The sequence below is a fragment of the Mesorhizobium escarrei genome (assembly GCF_935825525.1).
In the GTDB taxonomy this organism is placed as follows: domain Bacteria; phylum Pseudomonadota; class Alphaproteobacteria; order Rhizobiales; family Rhizobiaceae; genus Mesorhizobium; species Mesorhizobium escarrei.
The window spans coordinates 1-19,903 of sequence record NZ_CAKXZT010000118.1 but is presented as its reverse complement, the minus strand read 5'-3'; the positions used below and the strand labels follow the sequence as shown (position 1 = coordinate 19,903).

General features: G+C 63.5%; 19 protein-coding genes. 5 read left to right on the top strand and 14 right to left on the bottom strand.

All coding sequences use genetic code 11. The features are described from left to right. The 5 genes from waaA to NMG80_RS11160 all read right to left on the bottom strand — a co-directional run bounded on the left by waaA (position 1) and on the right by NMG80_RS11160 (position 4,569). Positions 1-1,317: a lipid IV(A) 3-deoxy-D-manno-octulosonic acid transferase gene (gene waaA / locus NMG80_RS11180; RefSeq protein ID WP_254018138.1), complete on the bottom strand. Its 1,317-nt coding sequence runs from the start codon at positions 1,315-1,317 to the stop codon at positions 1-3. Next, on the bottom strand, positions 1,314-2,102 hold the full coding sequence (locus NMG80_RS11175) for a lysophospholipid acyltransferase family protein (protein WP_254018137.1): 789 nt from the start codon (positions 2,100-2,102) through the stop codon (positions 1,314-1,316). The genes waaA and NMG80_RS11175 overlap by 4 nt, the downstream gene beginning before the upstream one ends. A gap of 5 nt (positions 2,103-2,107) precedes the next feature. Further along, positions 2,108-2,353 (bottom strand): DUF4170 domain-containing protein, encoded by a 246-nt coding sequence (locus NMG80_RS11170; protein ID WP_027153864.1) that lies wholly within the window; start codon positions 2,351-2,353, stop codon positions 2,108-2,110. A 76-nt stretch (positions 2,354-2,429) separates the two neighbouring features. Beyond that, entirely contained in the window at positions 2,430-3,239 is an 810-nt protein-coding gene (locus NMG80_RS11165) for a 3'(2'),5'-bisphosphate nucleotidase CysQ (RefSeq protein ID WP_254018136.1), read from the bottom strand. Next, the gene (locus NMG80_RS11160) at positions 3,226-4,569 is read right to left on the bottom strand and encodes a TldD/PmbA family protein (RefSeq protein WP_254018135.1); all 1,344 of its coding nucleotides are present in this window, start codon (positions 4,567-4,569) and stop codon (positions 3,226-3,228) included. Before NMG80_RS11160 ends, NMG80_RS11165 begins: the two co-directional genes overlap by 14 nt. 357 nt (positions 4,570-4,926) lie before the next feature. On the opposite strand from NMG80_RS11160, the gene NMG80_RS11155 reads away from it, so the two are divergent. The 3 genes from NMG80_RS11155 to NMG80_RS11145 are packed head-to-tail and all read left to right on the top strand — an operon-like array spanning position 4,927 to position 7,067. Further along, positions 4,927-5,982 carry a glycosyltransferase family 2 protein gene (locus NMG80_RS11155; RefSeq protein ID WP_254018134.1) on the top strand — a complete coding sequence of 352 codons (1,056 nt, stop codon included), beginning with the start codon at positions 4,927-4,929 and terminating at the stop codon, positions 5,980-5,982. After that, positions 5,957-6,640: a class I SAM-dependent methyltransferase gene (locus NMG80_RS11150; protein ID WP_254018133.1), complete on the top strand. Its 684-nt coding sequence runs from the start codon at positions 5,957-5,959 to the stop codon at positions 6,638-6,640. The genes NMG80_RS11155 and NMG80_RS11150 overlap by 26 nt, the downstream gene beginning before the upstream one ends. Beyond that, complete coding sequence (locus tag NMG80_RS11145; RefSeq protein WP_254018132.1) at positions 6,618-7,067, top strand: GtrA family protein; 450 nt, start codon at positions 6,618-6,620, stop codon at positions 7,065-7,067. The genes NMG80_RS11150 and NMG80_RS11145 overlap by 23 nt, the downstream gene beginning before the upstream one ends. Before the next feature lie 6 nt (positions 7,068-7,073). Here the strand turns inward: NMG80_RS11145 and NMG80_RS11140 are convergent, their stop codons facing one another. The 7 genes from NMG80_RS11140 to NMG80_RS11110 form a co-directional block, all read right to left on the bottom strand. Next, positions 7,074-7,697: a hypothetical protein gene (locus tag NMG80_RS11140; RefSeq protein WP_254018131.1), complete on the bottom strand. Its 624-nt coding sequence runs from the start codon at positions 7,695-7,697 to the stop codon at positions 7,074-7,076. Continuing rightward, positions 7,684-8,847: a putative hexosyltransferase gene (locus NMG80_RS11135; RefSeq protein WP_254018130.1), complete on the bottom strand. Its 1,164-nt coding sequence runs from the start codon at positions 8,845-8,847 to the stop codon at positions 7,684-7,686. The genes NMG80_RS11140 and NMG80_RS11135 overlap by 14 nt, the downstream gene beginning before the upstream one ends. Positions 8,848-8,943: 96 nt before the next feature. Then, positions 8,944-10,956 (bottom strand): glycoside hydrolase family 127 protein, encoded by a 2,013-nt coding sequence (locus NMG80_RS11130; RefSeq protein ID WP_254018129.1) that lies wholly within the window; start codon positions 10,954-10,956, stop codon positions 8,944-8,946. A gap of 28 nt (positions 10,957-10,984) precedes the next feature. After that, positions 10,985-11,842 (bottom strand): carbohydrate ABC transporter permease, encoded by an 858-nt coding sequence (locus NMG80_RS11125; protein ID WP_254018128.1) that lies wholly within the window; start codon positions 11,840-11,842, stop codon positions 10,985-10,987. Further along, positions 11,842-12,768 (bottom strand): carbohydrate ABC transporter permease, encoded by a 927-nt coding sequence (locus NMG80_RS11120; protein ID WP_254018127.1) that lies wholly within the window; start codon positions 12,766-12,768, stop codon positions 11,842-11,844. The genes NMG80_RS11125 and NMG80_RS11120 overlap by 1 nt, the downstream gene beginning before the upstream one ends. Positions 12,769-13,170: 402 nt before the next feature. After that, the gene (locus NMG80_RS11115; RefSeq protein WP_254018126.1) at positions 13,171-14,412 is read right to left on the bottom strand and encodes an ABC transporter substrate-binding protein; all 1,242 of its coding nucleotides are present in this window, start codon (positions 14,410-14,412) and stop codon (positions 13,171-13,173) included. 129 nt (positions 14,413-14,541) lie between these two features. After that, positions 14,542-15,603 (bottom strand): LacI family DNA-binding transcriptional regulator, encoded by a 1,062-nt coding sequence (locus NMG80_RS11110; protein ID WP_254018125.1) that lies wholly within the window; start codon positions 15,601-15,603, stop codon positions 14,542-14,544. A 625-nt stretch (positions 15,604-16,228) separates the two neighbouring features. Between NMG80_RS11110 and NMG80_RS11105 the strand changes: the two genes are divergently transcribed. Next, complete coding sequence (locus NMG80_RS11105) at positions 16,229-18,448, top strand: adenylate/guanylate cyclase domain-containing protein (protein ID WP_254018124.1); 2,220 nt, start codon at positions 16,229-16,231, stop codon at positions 18,446-18,448. Positions 18,449-18,455: 7 nt separating this feature from the next. Here the strand turns inward: NMG80_RS11105 and NMG80_RS11100 are convergent, their stop codons facing one another. Continuing rightward, complete coding sequence (locus NMG80_RS11100) at positions 18,456-18,896, bottom strand: YHS domain-containing (seleno)protein (RefSeq protein ID WP_254018123.1); 441 nt, start codon at positions 18,894-18,896, stop codon at positions 18,456-18,458. 25 nt (positions 18,897-18,921) lie between these two features. Then, positions 18,922-19,533, bottom strand: a complete 612-nt coding sequence (locus NMG80_RS11095; protein WP_254018122.1) for an ankyrin repeat domain-containing protein — start codon at positions 19,531-19,533, stop codon at positions 18,922-18,924. A gap of 124 nt (positions 19,534-19,657) precedes the next feature. On the opposite strand from NMG80_RS11095, the gene NMG80_RS11090 reads away from it, so the two are divergent. Next, positions 19,658-19,903 (top strand): hypothetical protein (locus tag NMG80_RS11090; RefSeq protein WP_254018121.1); only part of this gene is annotated, 246 nt, incomplete at its 3' end.

Below are 19,903 nucleotides of genomic sequence, written 5' to 3'. Positions count from 1 at the left end.
TTAACGGCCGTTGGCGCCCTTGAGGCGCGATTTGACGACCAAGGGCTGAATGTAGGGTTCGAGCGACTTCAACGTGAGCGCCAGCGCGCCGCGCATCTCTTCGACCGTCGCCGCACCCGCCGCCATCATCTCATGGCGCGCCACCTCGTTGGTCAAAAGGAAATTGACGGCGCCGGCCAGCATGTCGCGGTCGCGCACCAGCTTGGCACCGCCGCTGTCGAGCAGGCGCTGATAGGTCTCGCGAAAATTCTGGACATTGCGGCCGGCCAGCACCGCCGTGTCGAGCATGGCCGGCTCCAGCGGGTTCTGGCCGCCCTCCGAGGTGAGCGAACGACCGACGAAGGCGATCTCTGTCAGCCTGAGATAAAGCCCCATCTCGCCCATCGTGTCGCCGAGCAGAATGTCCGTATCGGCGATGATCCGGTCGCCCTTGCTGCGCCGCGCGACTTTCAAGCCCATGCCGGAGATCTGCGCGGCAAGCGCTTCGGCGCGATCGGGATGGCGCGGCACGACGATCGTCAAAAGACCGTGGTGACGCTTGTGCAGCATTGCGTGAACCTCGGCGGCGACCACCTCCTCGCCGTCATGGGTCGAGATTGCCGCCCAGGTCGGGCGGGCGCCGATCTGGCGCTTCAGCGTGTACAGCGCCCTCTCATCGGCCGGCGGCGGCGTGGTGTCGACCTTGAGATTGCCGGATACGGTGACCGGCCGGGCGCCGAGCGAGAGGAAGCGCTCGCCGTCGACATCCGACTGGGCGACAACATGGGCGAGATTCTCGAACAGCGCTTCGGCGATGTTGGCGCGCTTCTTCCAGGATTTGTACGAACGGTCCGACAGCCTGCCATTGACCAGCACCTGCGGCACACGGCGTGCGCCGAGCTCGAGGATGGTCATCGGCCAGATCTCCGATTCGGCGATAATCGCCAGATCCGGCCGCCAATGGTCGAGGAAGCGGCTGACCGCCGGCTTGAGGTCGAGCGGCACGTATTGGTGGATGATGCGGTCGCCGAGCCGTTCGTCGGCAACCTGCGCGGAGGTGACGGTCCCCGTCGTCAGCACGATGTTGACGCCGTAGTCGAGGATGCTCTCGACCAGCGGCACGACGGCGATCGTCTCGCCGACGCTCGCCGCATGGATCCAGATGACCGGCCCTTCGGGGCGCTCGCGCCCGGCGATGCCATAGCGCTCGCGCCGGCGAATTCGGTCCTCCTTGCCTCTGGAGGTGCGCCAGGCGACATAGGGCCCGACCAGGGGATAGGCGGCTGCGCCTGCGAAACGATACGCCGTCAGGAAAGTGCGCGCCCAGCGCTCGCTCATTTTGAGCCATCCACGAGGCGGTAGGCCTCGGCGGTCGCGGCGTTGAGCGCGGCCGTGACCTCCTGGCGCTTTCGTTCCATTTCGGCCTCATCGGCGTTGGCCGGAACGAACACCGGCGCTCCAAGCACGATCGAGGAACGGCCGAACGGCAGATTGATCGTGGTCTTGTCCCAGCTGCGCTCCAGCACCTTGCGGCGGCTGGTAGCGATGGCGGCGGGCAGAATCGCGCGGCCCGAAAGCCGCGCCAGGAGAACGATGCCAAGCCCCGCGTCGCGCGGCGTGCCATGGGGAATGTCAGCGATCATGGCGACATTCTTGCCGGTGGCGAGTGACTTTTTCAGGGCAATCAACGCTTTGGCGCCGCCCTTGTCGCGACGCTTCGAGCTTTCGCGTCCGCCCGATCCGCGCACCGCCTCGATGCCAAATTTCTCGATCATCAGTGCGTTGAGCTCGGCATCGGCACTACGCGACACCATGGCGACCAGCGGCCGTCCGCCGGGATAGTAGGCCGGTGTCAGAAGATGCTGGCCGTGCCACAGCGCAATGATGACGGGTTCGAACTGCGAATAGGCGCCGCCCGACATCTGCGCCGATCCGCCGACATCACGGTTGGTCAGGCGGACAAGGCGAACGAACTGCGCAAACAGGCTGGCGATGGCGTTCTTGACGAATCGCGATTGCGCCAGCGGTTCGCGTATCTTGCGCCAGAACGTCTTCGGGGTGCCACCGCGGCGCCCCCTTGCCGCGGACCTCGTGGCCGGCCCTTTCACGGCTTCATGATCCATCCATGTCAACCGGCAGGCTTGTTGTCGGGGTCGAGCAACCGGTGCAGGTGAACGACGAAATAGCGCATGTGGGCATTGTCCACGCTGGCTTGAGCCTTGGCTTTCCACGCCGTTTGCGCGGATTGATAATCCGGATAGATGCCGACGATGTCGAGCGCGTCGAGATCACGGAATTCTGTCCCGCCAAGCGTCTTCAGTTCGCCGCCGAACACCAGGTGCAAAAGCTGCTTCTTTCCGTCTTCCGCGGTCATGTCGGTCCTTCACATATCGTGAGTTTGTGACAGGTCTAGACCAAAGCCGCCGACTTTGGAACCGTTGATGATATGTTCAACCGTCCAGCCCTGCGACGACGTTGGAGAGGACGGCGAGCAGTTCGCCGCTGCCGGCAACCAGCGCGCCATGGTGGATCACTTCGCCGGCATAGCGCGGTGCGCGCCCCTTCTGGTCGAGCAATGCGCCGCCGGCCTCGCGCAGGATGAGATCCGCGGCGGCGACGTCCCAGTCATGTGCGTTGGGTTTGACGAAGGTCGCGTCGAGCCTGCCATTGGCGACCATCGCCAGCCGGTAGGCGAGCGAGGGAATATAGGGCACGCGGCTCAGGCGGCCCTGCCATTGCGCCGGCATCAGCGCGATCAATGGCTTCGGCCCGCCAATTTCGACCATCGCTGCCGGGCGGCGCACGGCAATGCGACGGCCATTCAGGAATGCCCCCTCACCGGGCAGCGCCCAATAGGTCTCCTCCGTGGCCGGACATTCGAGCACGCCGGCAAGCGTGCGACCGTCCTCGACCACCGCGATGCTGACGCACCAGGAGCGCAGGCCTTCGAGGAAGCCGCGCGTGCCGTCGATCGGATCGACGACGAAGGTGCGGCGGGCGGCAAGCCTTGCCGGATCGTCGGCCGTCTCTTCCGACAGCCAGCCATAGTCCGGCCGCGCCGCAAGCAAGGTTTCGCGCAAATAGGCGTCGGCGGCATGATCGGCCTCGCTTACCGGCGAGGTGCCGCCCTTCATCCACACTTGCGGATTGTTGCCAAAATAGCGCATGGCGATGGCGCCCGCCTCGCGGGCAGCGTCGCGCAGCAGCGGCAGATCCTCGCGAGCCCCGGCGGCCGAGGCGACCTGGTCAAGCTCCGGCAAGGGTCATGCCTTCGATCAGCAGCGTTGGTGCGGCGGTGCCGAAATTGCGATCGAGATCGCTCGCCGGAACCATGCTGAGGAACATGGTCTTCAGGTTCGAGGCGATGGTCACTTCCGCAACCGGATAGGCGAGCTCGCCATTCTCGATCCAGAAGCCGGAAGCGCCGCGGCTGTACTCGCCTGTCACCATGTCGACGCCCTGGCCGAACACTTCGGTGACGTAAAAGCCTGATTTGATCGACTTGATGAGGTCCTCGGGCGTCCGCTCGCCCGGCTCGATGGCAAGATTGGTCGATGACGGCGAGACGGAGGAGCCGTTGCGCGAGCCGCGCCCGTTGGTGGTCAGCCCCAATTCCCGCGCGACTGAGGTCGACAGGAACCAGTGGTTCAAAACGCCCTTCTCGACCATGAGCAGCTTTTCGCCCTCGATGCCTTCGCCGTCGAACGGACGCGACGCCTGGCCACGGAGCCGGAGCGGCTCGTCGGTGACGGTGATCGCGGCCGCCGCCACCTGCTTGCCCATCATGTCGCGCAGAAAGCTGGTCTTGCGCGCGACGGAGGCGCCGTTGATGGCGCCGGCGAGATGGCCGGCGATGCCGCGGGCGACGCGCGGATCGAACACCACGTCGATCGGCCCGGTCGCCGCCTTGCGCGCGCCGACGCGCCGTGCGGCGCGTTCGCCGGCCTTGCGGCCGATGTCCTCGGGTGCGTCGAGATCGGAGAAATGCTGGCGCGAGGAGAATTCATAATCGCGCTCCATACCGGTGCCCTCGCCGGCGATGACGCTGGTCGAGCGCGAAAAGCGCGAGGCGACATAGTGGCCGACAAAGCCGTGCGAGGTGGCGAGCACCAGCCCGCCAAGCCCGGCGCTGGCGCCGCTGCCGGCCGAATTGGTAACGCCCTTGACCGCAAGGGCCGCCGCTTCCGCGGCCAGCGCCGCTTCCTTCAACTGGTCGGCCGAGACTTCCGTCGGATCGAACAGATCGAGGTCGCGCGGCTTCTTGACCAGCAAGGCCGGATCGGCGAGGCCCTGATAGGGATCTTCCGGGGAGACTTTCGCCATCGCCACGGCCCGCTCGGCTAGCGCTTTCGGGTCGGAGGCAGCGGTTGCCGAGACGCTCGCCACCCGCTTGCCGACGAAGACGCGCAGCGAGACATCCTCGCTCTCGGACGCCTCGGTGCCTTCGACCTTGCCAAGCCGCACCGACACGCCGGTCGAACGGCCGCGCACCGCAACTGCGTCGGCGGCGTCGGCGCCGGCCCGTTTGGCAGCCTCGACCAAGGCCGCGACCCGGTCGGTCAATTTCGCTGAGTCCAGCGTATCGGTCATGCGCATAGTCCTGTTTTTTCCGCCTGACATAAGGGGCGGCCGCTCCGCACCATCTATTGTTCCGATGTGGCTTGTGCAATGGCAGAAGTGGCAAGCGGGGTAGATCGGGCCAGCAGACACCCGGTTTTGGGCGGTATGATCGAAGCGGGTCCTCAAAGGCTGCTTCGCGGCGGTTTCGGACTGGCCGATAGCTCATTGACGCCGTGCGCCGAGCACATATGGACGTTCGATTGCGGTAACGCCTTTGTCCTTCCACGCATGATCGGCACCTGCCCGAAACCGCTAAATTTAGCGATTTCTTGTGTGTCCTTGGAACTTTGTAGCTTGCGTTCCATTTTCAACGGCATGCGAGACTCTGTGATCCAAAGCATCAGGACTGCGGTGAACGTGTCGCCGCCGCGGTACTCGCTGGTCCTTCCCATATACAATGAAGAACAGGTGCTGCCGCGACTGATCGAGCGGATCAGTTCGCTGATCTGCCGGTTGGACGGCGAGGCTGAGGCGATCTTCGTCGATGACGGAAGCCTCGATGGAAGCGTCGAATACCTTCGCAACGTCGTCGCCGTCGAGCCGCGCTTCCGGCTGATCGAGCTTTCCCGCAATTTCGGCCACCAGGTCGCGATCACGGCCGGCATGGATGCGGCTGCGGGTGATGCCGTCATCGTCATGGATGCCGACCTGCAAGACCCGCCGGAGGTGGTCCTCGATCTGGTGGCGAAGTGGAAGGAAGGCTTCGAGATCGTCTATGCCCGCCGTGTCAAGCGTCAGGGCGAATCCTGGTTCAAGCGCTTTACGGCGAGTCTCTTCTACCGCCTGCTGGAGAAGATGACGTCGGTCGACATCCCCCGCGACGTCGGCGATTTTCGCCTGGTCGGGCGCAAGGCCCTGGAGACCTTCAAGCAAATGCCCGAACACGACCGTTTCGTCAGGGGCATGTTCGCCTGGATGGGGTTCAAGCAGACAGCGGTGCCTTTCGAACGCCCGGCGCGGACCCTCGGCCAGACCAAATACCCATTCTGGAAGATGATGCGCCTTGCCGTTCACGGCATCGTCAGCTTCTCCGAGAAGCCGCTGCGCATGGCGCTGTGGGGCGGATTGGCGATCTCCGCGCTTGCGGTGGTGTTCGGCATTTACGCGATCTTCGCCTGGATTTTTGAAACCGGCATCATTGCCGGCTGGACATCCACCGTGGTGATCGTGTCGCTCCTTTGCGGCATCAATCTTTTCATGACCGGCGTGGTCGGGCTCTATGTCGGCGGCATCCACGCCGAGGTTAAACGCCGTCCGCTTTACGTGATCGATCGGGTCGCCGGCTTCGACAAGGCGATGCGTGCCGCCAGTGAGAGCCGTCGACCGTTTCGGAAACCCAGGAACGGAGCCTCGGCTGATGGCCGAACTCTTCGACAACTATAAATCGAATTATGGCGAGGCGGTCGCAGGATCCATCCGGTTTTCCGGACTTAGGCACGACTTTTTTCTGATCGCCAAGGCCGACCTGCTACAGCGTCTCGTTGTCGAGCGAGGGCTTCGACAGTGGGTGCGGGCGCTGGATGTCGGCTGCGGCGTCGGGTCGCTCCACCCTTATCTCGAAGGCGTCTTCGAGAGCCTGGATGGCTGCGACGTCTCGGAACAATCAATCCTGCGCGCCAGCCAGAACAATCCACGTGTGTCTTACAGGGCCTGCACGACGCCGCGCCTGCCTTATGGCGACGGCGCGTTCGATCTGGCTTTCGCCAGTTGCGTCGTCCATCATGTTCCGCCCGCCTCCTGGCTCGATTTCTTCCGGGAAATGCGGCGCGTCGTGCGACCCGGCGGCGTCGCCTGCATCATCGAGCATAATCCCTATAATCCGCTGACGCGTCTTGCGGTGTTCCGGTGTCCGTTCGACCAGGACGCGGTCCTGCTCAACGCCGCCAGGGCAAGGTCGCTTTTTCAGCAGACGGGTTTTCAGGATATCCGATCCGAGCACTTCCTGCTGCTGCCGTCGGCCAGGCCGTTCGCCAGAAGACTCGAGCGCCTGCTCGCGCCGCTACCGCTCGGAGCCCAGTATGCGTGCAGCGCGCATGTCTGAAGGCGGTTCGACCGCCGGCGCCGGGCTGAAGCTGCTGGCGCGCTTCGGGTTGGTCGGCATCGCCGCGACGAGCCTGTATGCTGTCCTGGCTATTGCGTTGGTCAAATCGAAATGGATCGGCTTCACGCCGGTCCAGGCGTCGCTTGCGGCTTACGCCGCGGCTGCCGTGTTTTCGTACCTCGCCCACAAATCAGTAACCTTCATGTCGAACGGATCGCACCGATCGGAAGCTGGGCGTTTTGTCCTGCTGACGGCGACAGGCTTTGCCGTGGCTTACGCGGCGCCGGCGCTTTTGACGGCGAAACTCGGCCTGCCGCCCATCATTGCCATTCTGGTTACATGCCTGATTATTCCAGCGGTCAATCTTCTCATACTCGACCGATGGGTTTTTGCGCAGCGAGAACCTAGCCGGCAAAGCGACCGCTAATCCGTCTCAAATGGCATCCAGCCGGAACGACACCAGCTTGATGGAGCGCTTGTAGATGTTGCTGGCGGCCGGAGTTGGCGAAATGCCGTCGAGATAGTCGAAAGCGATTTCGAGTGTATCGGCCTTGCCGAGCGCCGCCGGTGGAATGACGAACGAGACCGTTCGTGGTTCTTTGCCGGACAGCGTCACCGCATGCGCCCGAACGCCGTTCACCGAGATCACAACCCTCTGCGTGATCTGTGGCGGACGAATGACGGCGGCCATTTGCAGCGTGGCGGCCAGCCCGTCGCTCAGCGGCGGTATCTTCACGCGAAGCCGCGAGGTCTCGCCCAGGGAATGGGTGCCGTCGGCGACGGGTCCCGACCAGCCGCAGACCTTTATGCCGGCCGCCTGCTTGGCGCCGTCGTTCCGGAACGATACCGTCTGGCCAAGCGTGTAGCTGCCGACGGCATCCCGATTGAGACAGGTCGTCGTCCGATCGATGTAATAGGCGCGATAATCGGCGTTGACGTCCGGATTGAGAGCAAGCGCAAGGATGACGATCTCGGACCCGGCCAGAACCGCCGCGAGCGCGTAGCCACCGAGCGAGGCGGCGCGCCGATACGGGCCCGGAACGTCAGACCAGGGCAAGGTAGCCTCCGATCCACGCCACAGTCGTGAAATAGCAGGCGCCAAGGAAGAGAACCAAAGCCGCGAGCCAAATGAGTTGCGACGCCGACAACAGGACGGCGAGCATCATTGTCAGAGGCGCAAGCCCAATGACGTATCTGACCATCGAGGCCAGGTTGGTGATCAGTGGCAGGATGATGCAGAGCGCGCAGAAGAGTGCCGCGCCATATTGCCTGCGGGCCGCCAGAACGGCCGACAGCGCCAATCCGGTGATCGCGGCGAGCGCGCTCCATTGCGGCGCCCTGGGCAGCCATCCCGTGGTCGGAACGGCGGAGAGCCCGTCCCATAGAAAGACCAGCGGATTACCAGCCACCCGTCCGAACGCGCGCTGGATGTGCAAGAATGCAAAGCCGTCTCCGACGGTGAGGTACAGGAACAGGATGTAAGCGAACAAACCGGCGGGCGAGATGAGGACAGCGACCAGCAGAACCGGTCGGCCAAGCAGCCAGTGCGGGAAAGACAGCGCCGATCCGCCCTGCCGGCGGTGCTCGCTGAACATTTGAATGACGGTTGCAAAGACGACGAAGACTCCGACCAGCCTGGTCGCCGACAGCAGCGCGGATGAAACGCCCGCGGCGAGATAGCTGGAGCGCTTGAGCGCCAGAAAAACGCACGAGGTCAGCAGCACGAAAAGCGGTTCGCTGAGGAAGGTCGTGAAGTGAAAGGAGAACGGGCCGCTGAGCAGAAACGCGCAATACAGCACATAGGCGCTCATGTTCTTCTCGAGCAGCGGCCACGCCACCAGACAGGCGGCGTAGCTGCACGCAATCGAGGTGATCGTCGCGATCAGTATCGTAGGAAAAGGGAAAACTGACCGGATCGCCGCCACCAGCATCGGGTAGAGCGGGAAGAAGCCCCAGCGACCGACATTGCTGTGGTCTGGAATGGGAAAGCGCTCATAGCCCTGTTCGCTGATGCCAATGTACCAGGCGCAATCCCACCGGCACAGCGCACGGGCATAGGCCGCGAAACCTGTTTCCTCCGACACCGAAGCAAAAGCCGCATAGCGAATGGCCAGTCCGCTGATCACGAACAGCAACGGCACCGCCGCGATGGTCACGACTATAAGCCGACCGCTGGCGTTCGCACGCACAACAGCTTCGAGCGCCACAATCTGCCTCCGCCCGTTCAAATGGCTGACGCCACTCAAAACTAGATGACGCGCGCCATGGTGAATTCAAGGTATGCTGAAATCGGCGCTACGGCCCTATCCGGCGCTTCTGATCCAGACCAGCATCTCGCCTGGATCGCGGTTGTCCCAGGCAAAATACGGCACAGCGGTGATTTTTGCTTCTTCAACCGCCGGCGGTTCGGTGCGGTAGAGGCCGTTGTCCCAGTCTTCAAACGCCTCTTTCCTGGCAACAGCCGAAAGCGTCACGACGCCGCCCAATAGGTTTGGCTGCTGATGCGCCTCGATCTCGGCTGTCGGCGGCAAGGCGATGCGGTGCAGCTGGCCGGCATTGTCGGTCTCCTCGACGCAATAGATCAGCGGGCCGCGGGCAAGCGCGACGCGGCCGATATCCTGCCGCACCTGCGGATTGGCGTAGAGCCGGTCGATGGCCATTTCGAGGTCGAACTCGACCTGGTCGCCCTTGCGCCATTCGCGCCGGATCGCGGCATAGCCGTCGCTGGTGACCGCATGCAGATCGACCGCCTCCCCGTTCACCTTGAGCGCCGCGTTGCGACACCATCCCGGCAGGCGCAGGTGCAAGCTGAACTCGGTCGGCGCCTCGGGTTCGACGCCGATCGAGACTGTCCCGCTCCACGGATAATTGCTGGCCTGGGTCAGTTCTATGCGCCGACCTGCGATATCGAAACGAGCCGTACTGTTTCCATAGAGATGAACTGCAAGGGCATCGTCGGACAGGCCGTAGAAATAACTGCCGATCGAGGCGACCATGCGGCCGATATTGGGCGGGCAGCACGGGCAGCGATGCCATTTCCAGCGGTTGTGCTTGCCCCGGCTTTCCAGCGGATTCTCATAGAAGAACAGCGAGCCATCGAGCGACAGGCCCGAAATCGAGCCGTTGTAGAGCGCCCGCTCCATCATGTCGGCGTAACGCGCATTGGGGCCCATGCCGAGCATGCGGCTCGCCCAGAATACCAGTCCGACCGAAGCGCAGGTCTCGGCATAGGCGGTTTCATTGGGCAGATCGTAGTCGGCGGTAAAACCCTCATTGTGCGACGACGGCCCGAGGCCGCCAGTGATGTAGAGGTTCTTGGTGGTGAGATCGTCCCACAGCCGGTCGAGCGGCGCCCGCAGCGTGTCGTCGCCATATTCGGTGGCGATATCGGCCATGCCCGAATAGAGATACATCGCCCTGACCGCATGGCCGACGACCTTGTCCTGTTCTCGCACCGGCTGGTGCGACTGGCTGTATTCGTAGGTCTTGAAATGGTAAGCCTTCGGGTCGGCGCCGCGGGCACGCGCCTCCTCGTCGAAATAATGCGGCTGTTGGCCGCGCTGGTCGATGAAGTATTTTGCCAGGTCCATATACTTCTGCTCGCCGGTGGCCCGCGCGAGCTTGACCAGCGCCAGCTCGATCTCCTCATGGCCGCAATAGCCTTTCTTCTTGCCGGGCTCGGGGCCGAAGGTCTCGCCGATATGGTCGGCATAGCGGCACATGATGTCGAGCAGCTTGCGTTTTCCCGTGGCCTGGTAGTAGGCGACCGCGCCCTCAATCAGATGGCCGGCGCAGTAGAGCTCGTGGCAATCGCGCAGATTGGTCCAGCGCAAGCCGGGCTGTATGCGCTGGTACCAGCTCGACAGATAGCCGTCGGGCTGCTGCAGTCTGCCGTACATGTCGATGACGGCGTCGATCTTCTTCTCCAGCTCGTCATTGCGGCGACGGTAGAGCGAATAGGCGGCGGTCTCGATGGTCTTGCCCCAGTCGCTGTCCCAGAACATCTGCGTCGTCACGGTCGAGCCGGTGAACTCGTTGCCGGCGGTCGCAGCCTCGTCCGGCGAGGGTGAATGGAACGGAATGACGACGCCCGGCGATGGCCGGTCCGGATCGATCTGCTCGAGCATGCGCGCCTTGACACAGCGGTCATAGAGGATGCCGGCGGTCCTGGTGGCGACGGCATCGACACGGTCGCCCCAGAAGCCGCGCACATCGACCTGCGGCACCGGCAGCGGGCGGAAGGCGAGTTTCGGCTTGCCCAACTTGCCGGTTTGCCCCGGCGTGGCGCCCTGACTGGCGGATTGCGATGCGGTCATCAATTTACTCCGGTTCGATTCGGGTTGGTCACTTCACGGCCCCTGCCATGAGGCCGCGGATGTAGAAGCGCTGCAGCAGCAGAAACAGCACCAGGCACGGCACCATCATCACGGTGACGCCGGCCTGCACCGCGCCCCAGTCGATGGCGCCGAAGCGGCCGGACTGCAGCGCCGTCATCATGATCGGCAGCGTGAATTTGGACTGGTCGGTCATCAGCACCAGCGCTGCCAGAAACTCGTTCCAGGCGCCGAGAAATGCGAACAGCGCGATGGTGACGATGCCCGGCCAGACGAGCGGCAGCATCACCCGCAGCAGCATGGTGACGTTGTTGGCGCCGTCCATGCGGGCGGCTTCCTCGATCTCGCGCGGCACCGCGTCGAAGGCGTTGCGCATCATGAAGATCGAGAACGGCAGCTGCAGCGTGACATAGACGCAGACCAGCCCGGTCAGCGTGTTGTGCAGGCCGATCTTGGTCAGCACCAGGAAGATCGGCGTCAGGATCGACTGGAACGGGATCATGATGGTCGACAGGATGAGGACGAAGAGCAGGTTTTTTAGCGGAAAGCGGAAGCGCGAAAAACCGTAGCCAGCCAGCACGCTGACGATCACCGACAGCACCACCGTCATCACAGAGACATAGATGCTGTTTTGCGCCGGCAGCCACAGGCCGTCGCCGAAAGTGTTGAGCGTTTCATAATTCTCGACCGAAAAACCCGTCGTCGGCCAGGGCGGCAGCGGCGGCTGGCGCGATTCCTGCGCCGGCTTGAACGCCGAAAGCACGGTCCAGACGATCGGCGCCAGGAACAGCAATGAGGCGATGATGCCTGTCGCGTGCTCGGCGACCTGCATGCCGATGCGGCGATTGCGGCTTCGTGCCTGCGCCATCATTCAACGCCCTCAGGTTGGCGCAGCAGCCGCAGCTGGATCAGGCTGAGCGCGACCAGGATGACCAGCAGGACCATCGACAGTGCGGCGCCATAGCCGAGCTTGAACGACACAAACGACTGATTGAAAATCCAGTAGACGGCGGTCAGCGTCTGGTTGCGCGGCCCGCCGCGCAGGATGATGTAGAACTGGTCGAAGGCGAGCACCGAGCCGGCAACCGACAGGATCAGCGCCAGCGCCAAAGTGCGGCGCATCAGCGGCAGGGTGATGGCGCGAAACCGCGCCAGCGGCCCTGCCCCGTCGATCATCGCCGCCTCCTGCAGATCCGGCGGTATCGATTGCAGGCCGGTCATCAGGATGATCATGGTAAAACCCGCCACCTTCCAGACGACCATGGCGATGATCGACCAGAACGCCGGCTGGAACGTCGCCAGCAGATTGACCTTCTTCTCGGTCAGGCCGAGCTCGAAGGCGGCCGGGCTGAACAGGCCGGAATCGACATTGAGCAGCCACGACCACAGCAGGCTGGCCGAGGCGAAACCGATGACGGCCGGCATGAAGAACGACGTCCGGTAGAAGCCGGTCAGCGGCCGCGGCCTTTCGATGAACAGTGCCAGCGGGAAGGCGACGACGAAGATCGCGATGGTGACGATCACCGTATAGTAGCCGGTGAATTTGAGCGCGTTCCAGAACCTGGTATCGCGCAGGATCGCCCAGTAATTGTCGAGGCCAATGAACGAGTGCGCGCCCATCAGCGGCCAGTTGTGCAGCGACATCCACGCCGTCATGCAAAGCGGGATGATGAAGAAGACGACGACCAGGGCAACGGCCGGTGCGACATAAAGCAGGCCGATCCACTGCCGGCGGCCGGCGCCGACCAGTTTGCGGCGGCGGGCGGGTGCGGAGGTTGCTGCGATGGTGGTCATAGCTGGCCGCTCACTGGGTTCAGGGCAACCGCAACGGGAAAAGACCCCCTCACCCGGATTGCCAACCGAATTGCAAAACGCAATTCGGGGCAATCCGACCTCTCCCCGGGTGGAGAGGAGGTCGCCAGCGTTGACGCCAGCCTCTTCTCCCCGGCGGGGAGAAGGTGGCCGCGAAGCGGCCGGATGAGGGGGTCTTTTCTCAATACGATAGCCTTGCTGTTAGCGCTACGTCCCCCTCCCCCTCGAGGGGAGGTCCGGCCGAAGGCCGGGGGTGGGGTCGCCTCTGACGCGCGCCGACGAAAAAAGAACGTCGAGCACTGCCGAGACGACCCCACCCGGACCTGCGGTACGACCTCCCCTCAAGGGCCCTCAAGGGCCCTCAAGGGGGAGGTAAGCCGGCGCTTACTGCTGCGGCGCCGAGTCGATGATCGACTGCATGGTTTCCTGCGCATTGGCGATGGCGCCATTGACGTCCTCGCCGAAGAAGACCTCGTTGATCATCTGGTTCCACGGACCGTTGGCGGAGTTGATCAGGTCATTGAACACCACCGAATAGGGCGTGCGGCCCTTGGCCATGGCCTCGGCGGCGATCTTGTAGCGCGGGTCGAGGTCTTTTAGGGCCTCATTGGCGATGTCGCCGCGCACCGGCAAGCTGCCGTACTTGGCCAGGATGGTCTGGCCCTCGGGCGAATAGGCGAAATCGAGGAACTCCTTGACTACCGCGATTTTCGTGGTGCCCTTGGTGACGACGAAATTGTCGCCGCCGGCAAAGGACGACCAGCCGCCATCCTTGCCAGGCAGGAAGGTGACGCCGTAGTCGATATCGGGATATTGGGTGTTCAGCGCGCCGATGGCAAAGGCCCCGGACGGCGAGATGCCGATGTTGCCGGCGGCAAACGCCGCAAAGAAGTTGGAGCCGGTGTCGGTCTGCGCGCCGGCCGGCACCAGATCTTTCTTGACCATCGAGCGGTAGAGGTCGATGGCGCCGCGCAGCTGCGGGCTGTCGAGCGTCGCCTTCGAGCCGTCCTCGGTGAGGATGTCGCCGCCCGAGGCCCAGATCAGCGGCGTGAAGGTGAAGATGTTGCAGCCGCCGCAATTGCCGGAGAAATAGAAGCCCTTGGTGTCGCCGCCAAGCGCATTGACCTTTTCGGCATAGGCTTCGATCTCGGCCCAGTTAGTCGGGCCTTTTTCAGGGTCGAGGCCGGCCTGCTTGAACAGTTTTTTGTTCCAGATCAGCACCGAACTATCGGCGGAGAACGGCAGCCCGTAGATGCGGCCCTTGTAGGTGCCGGTCTTGACGTGCGCCGGCGACAGGCTGTTGAAATAAGGCAGGGATGTCGCCCAGTCGGTGATGTCTTCCAACTGGCCGGCGGCCGCGAAGGATGGCGTGTAGATCAGGTCGAGCGACAGCGCATCGGGTGCTGTGCCGCCGGCAGCGGCAGCGCCATATTTCGGGATGATCTCGGCATTGGGGATGATGTCCAGCTTGATCTGGTTCTCATGTCCCTTGTTGAAGGCATCGACGATGCGCGGCATGAAGTTCGAGCCGTCGGCGCGGACCCAGATGTTGGCGGTCTCGGCGGCAGCGGCTGGGAAGGCAAACAGGCTCGCGGCAAGCGCGAACCCGGCAATCATGGTCTTCATGGTTCTCCTCCTCATGTTTTTCTCCTCATAGTTCTTTCCTGCGGCCGCGCTCCCTGCGCAGCGGCCTTTCGCTTTGATGCATGTCGTCGTCCCAAAACCGCTGCGCACTTTTGGGCAACATGCATTGGCTCAACCGCCCGGCGGACGGCCGCATGACTGACGCACCACCAGCCGGCACGGCAGTTTTCGGATGCCCGGCTGGGCGGGTTCGCCGCCGACGAGCGAAAGCAAGGTAAGGCCGGCCTCGCGCCCCAGTGCCGCCAGATTCATGTCGACCGAGGTCAGCGGCGGGCGGGTCGCCTCGGCCACGATCTGCCAATTGTCGAAACCTATGACGCCGACGTCGTCGGGCACATCAAGCCCACGCTCGCGCAGCGCGTCGATGACGCCGCGCGCGATCTGGTCGTTGCCGCAAAACACGGCATCGGGCTTTTCGCCGCCGCTCTTCGACAGCTTGCCGTCGAAGAGTTGCTTCACCGCCTCGTGACCCCACGCTTCCGACCACGATCCGAGCAATGGTACCATGACCGGCAGGCCTTTCTCGGTTAGCACGTCACGATAGGCCTGGGCCCGCGCGTGCACCACCGCAAAACTCGCCGGCCCGGTGACATGGGCGATGCGGCACCGTCCAAGCCGGCAAAAATGCTCGACCGCCAGGCGCGCGCCGCCGGCGTCGTCAGAGACAAAGGCGATGGCGCCGGGATCGGGCTGGGTGAAGGCGTAGATCACGGGAATGCGCAGATTGGCGAGATCGACCGGCAGATGGCGGTCGATGCGCTTGCCGGTGGCGATGATGCCGTCGACGCGCTTGTCGAGCATAGCATCGACATGCAGCTGGCCGAGGCGCTGGTCGTCCTCGACATTGCACAGAAACACCGAGACGCCCTTGTCGACCAGCGCATCCGAAATGCCCGACATGACCGGCAGCGAAAAGCGGCCATAGGTATCGTTGGTCAACAGACCGACGGTAAAGCTGCGCCGGCGCAACAGGCTCTGCGCCAGGCTGTTCGGCCGAAAGCCGAGCCGCTGCGCCGTCTCGCGAATACGCTCGCGCGTCTCGGCGGTCATCCGCCCCTGCCCGTTGAGCGCTTTTGAGGCCGTGGCGACGCTGACACCGGCAAGGGTTGCCACCTCACGCAGGGTGACTGGGGTCTTGGCGGAGACTGGCGTTGGCTGGGTGTCGGACGCCATGATTTGAATATCGATCCTCCCGTTTGAGAAAAGCTTTTCTCTTATGGTCCTGCGAGGTGCTGGGTGGTGGAGCCAGCGAGCGCGGGGTGGTTTGGGAAAAGGTTTTCTCAGAAGGAGATTAGGGGAAGAATGCGGGGATGACAAGGGATGGCGAGCGGGCGACGCGGTTCCTCGTTAATGACTGCCTTGCGCCATGACTTGTCATTGATTGGGTGACTGCCGAACGGACGATTTCGCCTGTAAGGGCGACGTTCAAGTTGCCGCGATGATTTTGAGGCGGTGCTGAACTGGTCGCTATTACGAGATCGCTGACGGCAGTTTGGTAATGGAGGTCTGCGGGAGCCGGCCTACCCATTGACCAGTTACCCGTCTTGTAACATGCGGTCGAGTTCGGCCGGAAGGCGGATGGAAGAGTACTTCGCGAACGAGCCGAGAAAAGGGCGGTCGCGTTGGCTTCAGGTAGAAAACTGGTGATCGTGTTGCTGATGGCCGATAACGGAACCCATTCGAGACTGCTGGGGATGGAAATGGCTTTGGATGGGCTGTCATGGTAAATACCGGAATGACGCAGCGTTCGCCGCAAGTGTAGCGAAAAATCGGCAGAAACTCTCGAACGTCCATCGCAATGGCCGAAGACAAATTGGAACGGCGGCTCGCCGCGATCCTAGCCGCCGACATCGCCGGCTATTCGCGGCTGATGGGGGAGGACGAGGAAGGAACTCTGCGAGACCTCAGGGCCGTGGACGAGGAGGTTCTGTCTCCCCAAACGGCGCAGCACCAGGGGCGCATATTCAAGCGCATGGGCGATGGCTTCCTCGCCGAATTTCCCAGCGTAGTGGAGGCGATGCGCTGCGCGCTCGCCATCCAAGGCGATATGGCGGCGCGCGCCGCGGCCAGCCCCGGTGCCCGCAAGCTCGCGTTTCGCATCGGCGTGCACCTGGGCGACGTCATCGCCGATCGTGGTGATGTGTTCGGCGACGGCGTCAATGTAGCCGCGCGCCTGCAGGCGCTGGCGGAGCCCGGCGGCATCTGCGTGCATCGTTCCGTGCGCAACGAGGTGCGCGATCGCTTGCCTGTCAGGTTCGTCGACATGGGCGAAATCGAGGTCAAGAACATCGCCCGGCCGATCCGCGCCTTCCGGGTGGCGCTTGACGGCGTGGAGGCCGGCACCCGAGCGGCCCCAGGTCGCAAGCCGAAGTTCGCCCTACCGGCAATCGCCGCCGCGCTGCTCGTGTTCGTCGGGTTGGCGGTCGCGGCCTTCTGGCTGAGCGGCGCGCCGCGACCTGATACCACCACCGATCCAGCCGGCGCCGGCAAGCGGTCGATCGCCATCCTGCCCTTCGCCAATGTCAGCGGCGATTCCGAGCAGGACTACTTCGCCGACGGCCTGAGCGACGGTCTCATCACCCAACTCACCGGCCTTTCCGGCCTGTTCGTCATCGCCCGCGGCTCGGTGCTGCCCTACAAGGGAAAGACCGTCAGCCCCCAGACGGTCGCCCGCGACTTGGGCGTTCGCTACGTCCTCGAAGGCAGCGTGCGCAAGTCCCAGGACCGTTTGCGCATCAGCGCCAACCTGGTGGAAGCCGAGACCGCCCAGCAAATCTGGGCCAAACAGTTCGACAGGCGCCTCTCGGACATCTTCACCGTGCAGGACGAGGTGATCAACGAGATCGTGGGAGCGCTTGCGGTGGAGCTCACCTCCGCGGAAGCGGCCGAGCTGAAGCGCATTCCGACCGCCAACCTCGAGGCCTACGATTGGTACCTGCGCGCCGAAGCGCAGAGCTATTATGTCGTCGATGCCACGACGCAGGGCCGGGCCTTGGCCGCCTACGACAAGGCGATCGCGCTCGACCCCTCCTTCGCCGATGCCTATGCCGGCTATGCGCGGACGTCGGCCCAGATCTGGCTGACCGTGTCGGATCAGGTTCTGTCCGCAACGGTCGCCCGCAAGCGGGCCTACGAGGCCGCCGGCAAGGCGCTGGAGCTCGATCCCAACAATGCCCGCGCCTTCGCGGCGCTCGCAGTCTTTCAGTTGGCTGACGGCCGCCACGACGACGCCATCGCCTCGGTGCGGCGCGCGGCGGCGCTCAATCCCGGCGAAGCCGAGGCCAAGGCGAACCTCGCCTTGGTGCTGGCCTATTCCGGCGAGTTGGACGAAGCGGTGAGCGCCATTGCCCAGGCCATGCGCCTGAACCCGAAACCGCAACCCGGGTTCCTTCAGGTTGCGGGCATCGTGCACACGCTGGCCGGGAAATACGAGCTGGCGCGGACCGAGCTCGAGACTGTGGCCGCCGCCTTTCCGGCCTCGGAAAGCACGCGGGAATATCTGGCCGCCTGCTATGCCGCGCTCGGCCAAACTGGCGAGGCGCACAAGCTCTCTGACTTCTTGACGAACTATCCATTCGCCAACCTTGCCGCCTTTCGCAACCTTTACACCGGCTTGTTCCGCAATCCATCCGATCTCGCACGCTATCTCTCCTTATTAGCCAAGGCCGGCATTCCCGAATGGCCACTCGACTATCGGGGGAATGAGCAAGCTCGCATTCGCGGCGAGGCCTTGGCCACTCTCACCGTTGGACGTGGCTGGCAGGGGATCACCACGTTCAAACGCGGCGAAACGGCGCCTTTCTTTCTGCAGGTCACCAAAGACTTCCGGGCCGCCTATCGCGGCGCCAACACCTTTCTGACCGGGCTGGCGCGAATTGAGAACGACCAGCTCTGCCTGCAGTTCGAGGCGAGCTTCCGCGGTCACTGGCAATGCGGCGCGGTCTATGCGGACAAGAGCGCCGGCCTGGACTACGCGCTGGTTCTGCCCGACACGCTTCGCTTTTTCTCCGTCAAATAGCGCAAATCTATTTCTGCAGTTCGGCGTGTATTGTCGGCCAGTTGGCATCCGATTTGAGTCGGTTGGTGGCGAGGTCCTCGAAGGCGGCGCCAGCCGATATATAGAGCTTACCGTCGATAATCTGCCAGACCTCCGGTTCAATGTTCACCGTCATCTCGTTGTAGCCAACACCCTCGGCGCACAGGCCACCATATTGCGGCGCGTAGTCCATTGGGCTGGCATCGAACTTCTTCCGGTTTTCGTCGCTGGAGAACTGCCAGGTAGCGCCGAGCCATTCGGATTGGAACTTCTCCGAGCCCTTCACCGCCTGCTTTTCGGTGAAATAGGCGACAGTGTCGTAGCCCTCGATGGCGACATTACCGAAATAGCCGGTGTTGACCTCGCCGGCCCCAGCCGGCACGGTCGATGCGGCAAAGATACCGAGACAAATCAATCCAAGGTGTTTCATCTCACTCGTCCTTTCGTTTGCGAACTCAGGGTGCACGTGCCAATTCGGCCGCCAATTTCAGACATTCCCCGCTCCACCCACCTGCTATCTTCGCCGGCTGGCACCGGCCGCCGCGCGCCAGCAGGAAGGCGATTGTCTCCTTCCGCGCCTTGAATCCGGCCCGGGTCAATGCGGTGAAGCCGTGCCGCTCGGTTGCTTCCGCATCAGCGCCGGCGGCCAGCAGCATCGCCAGTATGTCCGGATGGTTTTCTTCGGCGGCGACGATGAATGGCGTCGTCTTGAAGCGGTTCTCGGCATCGCTAGGCGAAGCCCCGGCCACCAGCAGCTGCCGCACACATTCCGCGCACCCCGCATAGGATGCGCCGTGCAAAGCCGTCATTCCGCGGTTGTTCCTTGCCACAACATCGGCACCGCGTTTGATCAGCAAGGCGACGGCTTCCGGCTGGCTGGCGAGGCAGGCTACGACCAGCGCTGTCTCACCGGTTGGGTTTTTCTCGTCGATGGCCGCGCCGCCATCGAGCAGGGCCTTGAGTGCCGTTTCATCCCCGGATTGCGCCGCATCATGAAGGGGTCCGGCCATCGCGGCTGTCGCCGTCAATCCGAACCAGAACGCCACCGCAGACAGTGGTCTGAGCATATCGCTTCCTGCTGAATGAACAATCCTAGCACGCTGAGCGTTTCCTGGTCCAGCCCCGTCGCCTGCTGAGTTGGGATTCCGTTCACGGCTGTGCCAGTGATGCAGGCCATCGCCTCGCAGATCCATGACGCTGGAAACCATCGCACCTTTGAGCGAAGATCCCTTCATCAGCCTGCCAGCCGCGGGCGCTGATCTGCCCGGCCTGTTCCGGAGAGCACGGCGAGCGAGCCGTCACCTAACCCACGTCACGGGCGCGATCCACTCGACTCGAATGCTGCTCTGGATAAGCCGACGGTCTGCTTGGTACGGCAACGCGACGTTGATGTCTCAACACGCGAGGTCCGGATTGGTGAAGGTTTTTCGATGCGGG

Bases quoted from the DNA above. Each gene is read 5' to 3' on its own strand.
- waaA (WP_254018138.1), bottom strand. From the start codon at position 1,317: ATGAGCGAGCGCTGGGCGCGCACTTTCCTGACGGCGTATCGTTTCGCA.
- NMG80_RS11175 (WP_254018137.1), bottom strand. From the start codon at position 2,102: ATGGATCATGAAGCCGTGAAAGGGCCGGCCACGAGGTCCGCGGCAAGG.
- NMG80_RS11170 (WP_027153864.1), bottom strand. From the start codon at position 2,353: ATGACCGCGGAAGACGGAAAGAAGCAGCTTTTGCACCTGGTGTTCGGC.
- NMG80_RS11160 (WP_254018135.1), bottom strand. From the start codon at position 4,569: ATGACCGATACGCTGGACTCAGCGAAATTGACCGACCGGGTCGCGGCC.
- NMG80_RS11150 (WP_254018133.1), top strand. From the start codon at position 5,957: ATGGCCGAACTCTTCGACAACTATAAATCGAATTATGGCGAGGCGGTC.
- NMG80_RS11145 (WP_254018132.1), top strand. From the start codon at position 6,618: ATGCGTGCAGCGCGCATGTCTGAAGGCGGTTCGACCGCCGGCGCCGGG.
- NMG80_RS11130 (WP_254018129.1), bottom strand. From the start codon at position 10,956: ATGACCGCATCGCAATCCGCCAGTCAGGGCGCCACGCCGGGGCAAACC.
- NMG80_RS11125 (WP_254018128.1), bottom strand. From the start codon at position 11,842: ATGGCGCAGGCACGAAGCCGCAATCGCCGCATCGGCATGCAGGTCGCC.
- NMG80_RS11120 (WP_254018127.1), bottom strand. From the start codon at position 12,768: ATGACCACCATCGCAGCAACCTCCGCACCCGCCCGCCGCCGCAAACTG.
- NMG80_RS11115 (WP_254018126.1), bottom strand. From the start codon at position 14,412: ATGAAGACCATGATTGCCGGGTTCGCGCTTGCCGCGAGCCTGTTTGCC.
- NMG80_RS11110 (WP_254018125.1), bottom strand. From the start codon at position 15,603: ATGGCGTCCGACACCCAGCCAACGCCAGTCTCCGCCAAGACCCCAGTC.
- NMG80_RS11105 (WP_254018124.1), top strand. From the start codon at position 16,229: ATGGCCGAAGACAAATTGGAACGGCGGCTCGCCGCGATCCTAGCCGCC.
- NMG80_RS11100 (WP_254018123.1), bottom strand. From the start codon at position 18,896: ATGAAACACCTTGGATTGATTTGTCTCGGTATCTTTGCCGCATCGACC.
- NMG80_RS11095 (WP_254018122.1), bottom strand. From the start codon at position 19,533: ATGCTCAGACCACTGTCTGCGGTGGCGTTCTGGTTCGGATTGACGGCG.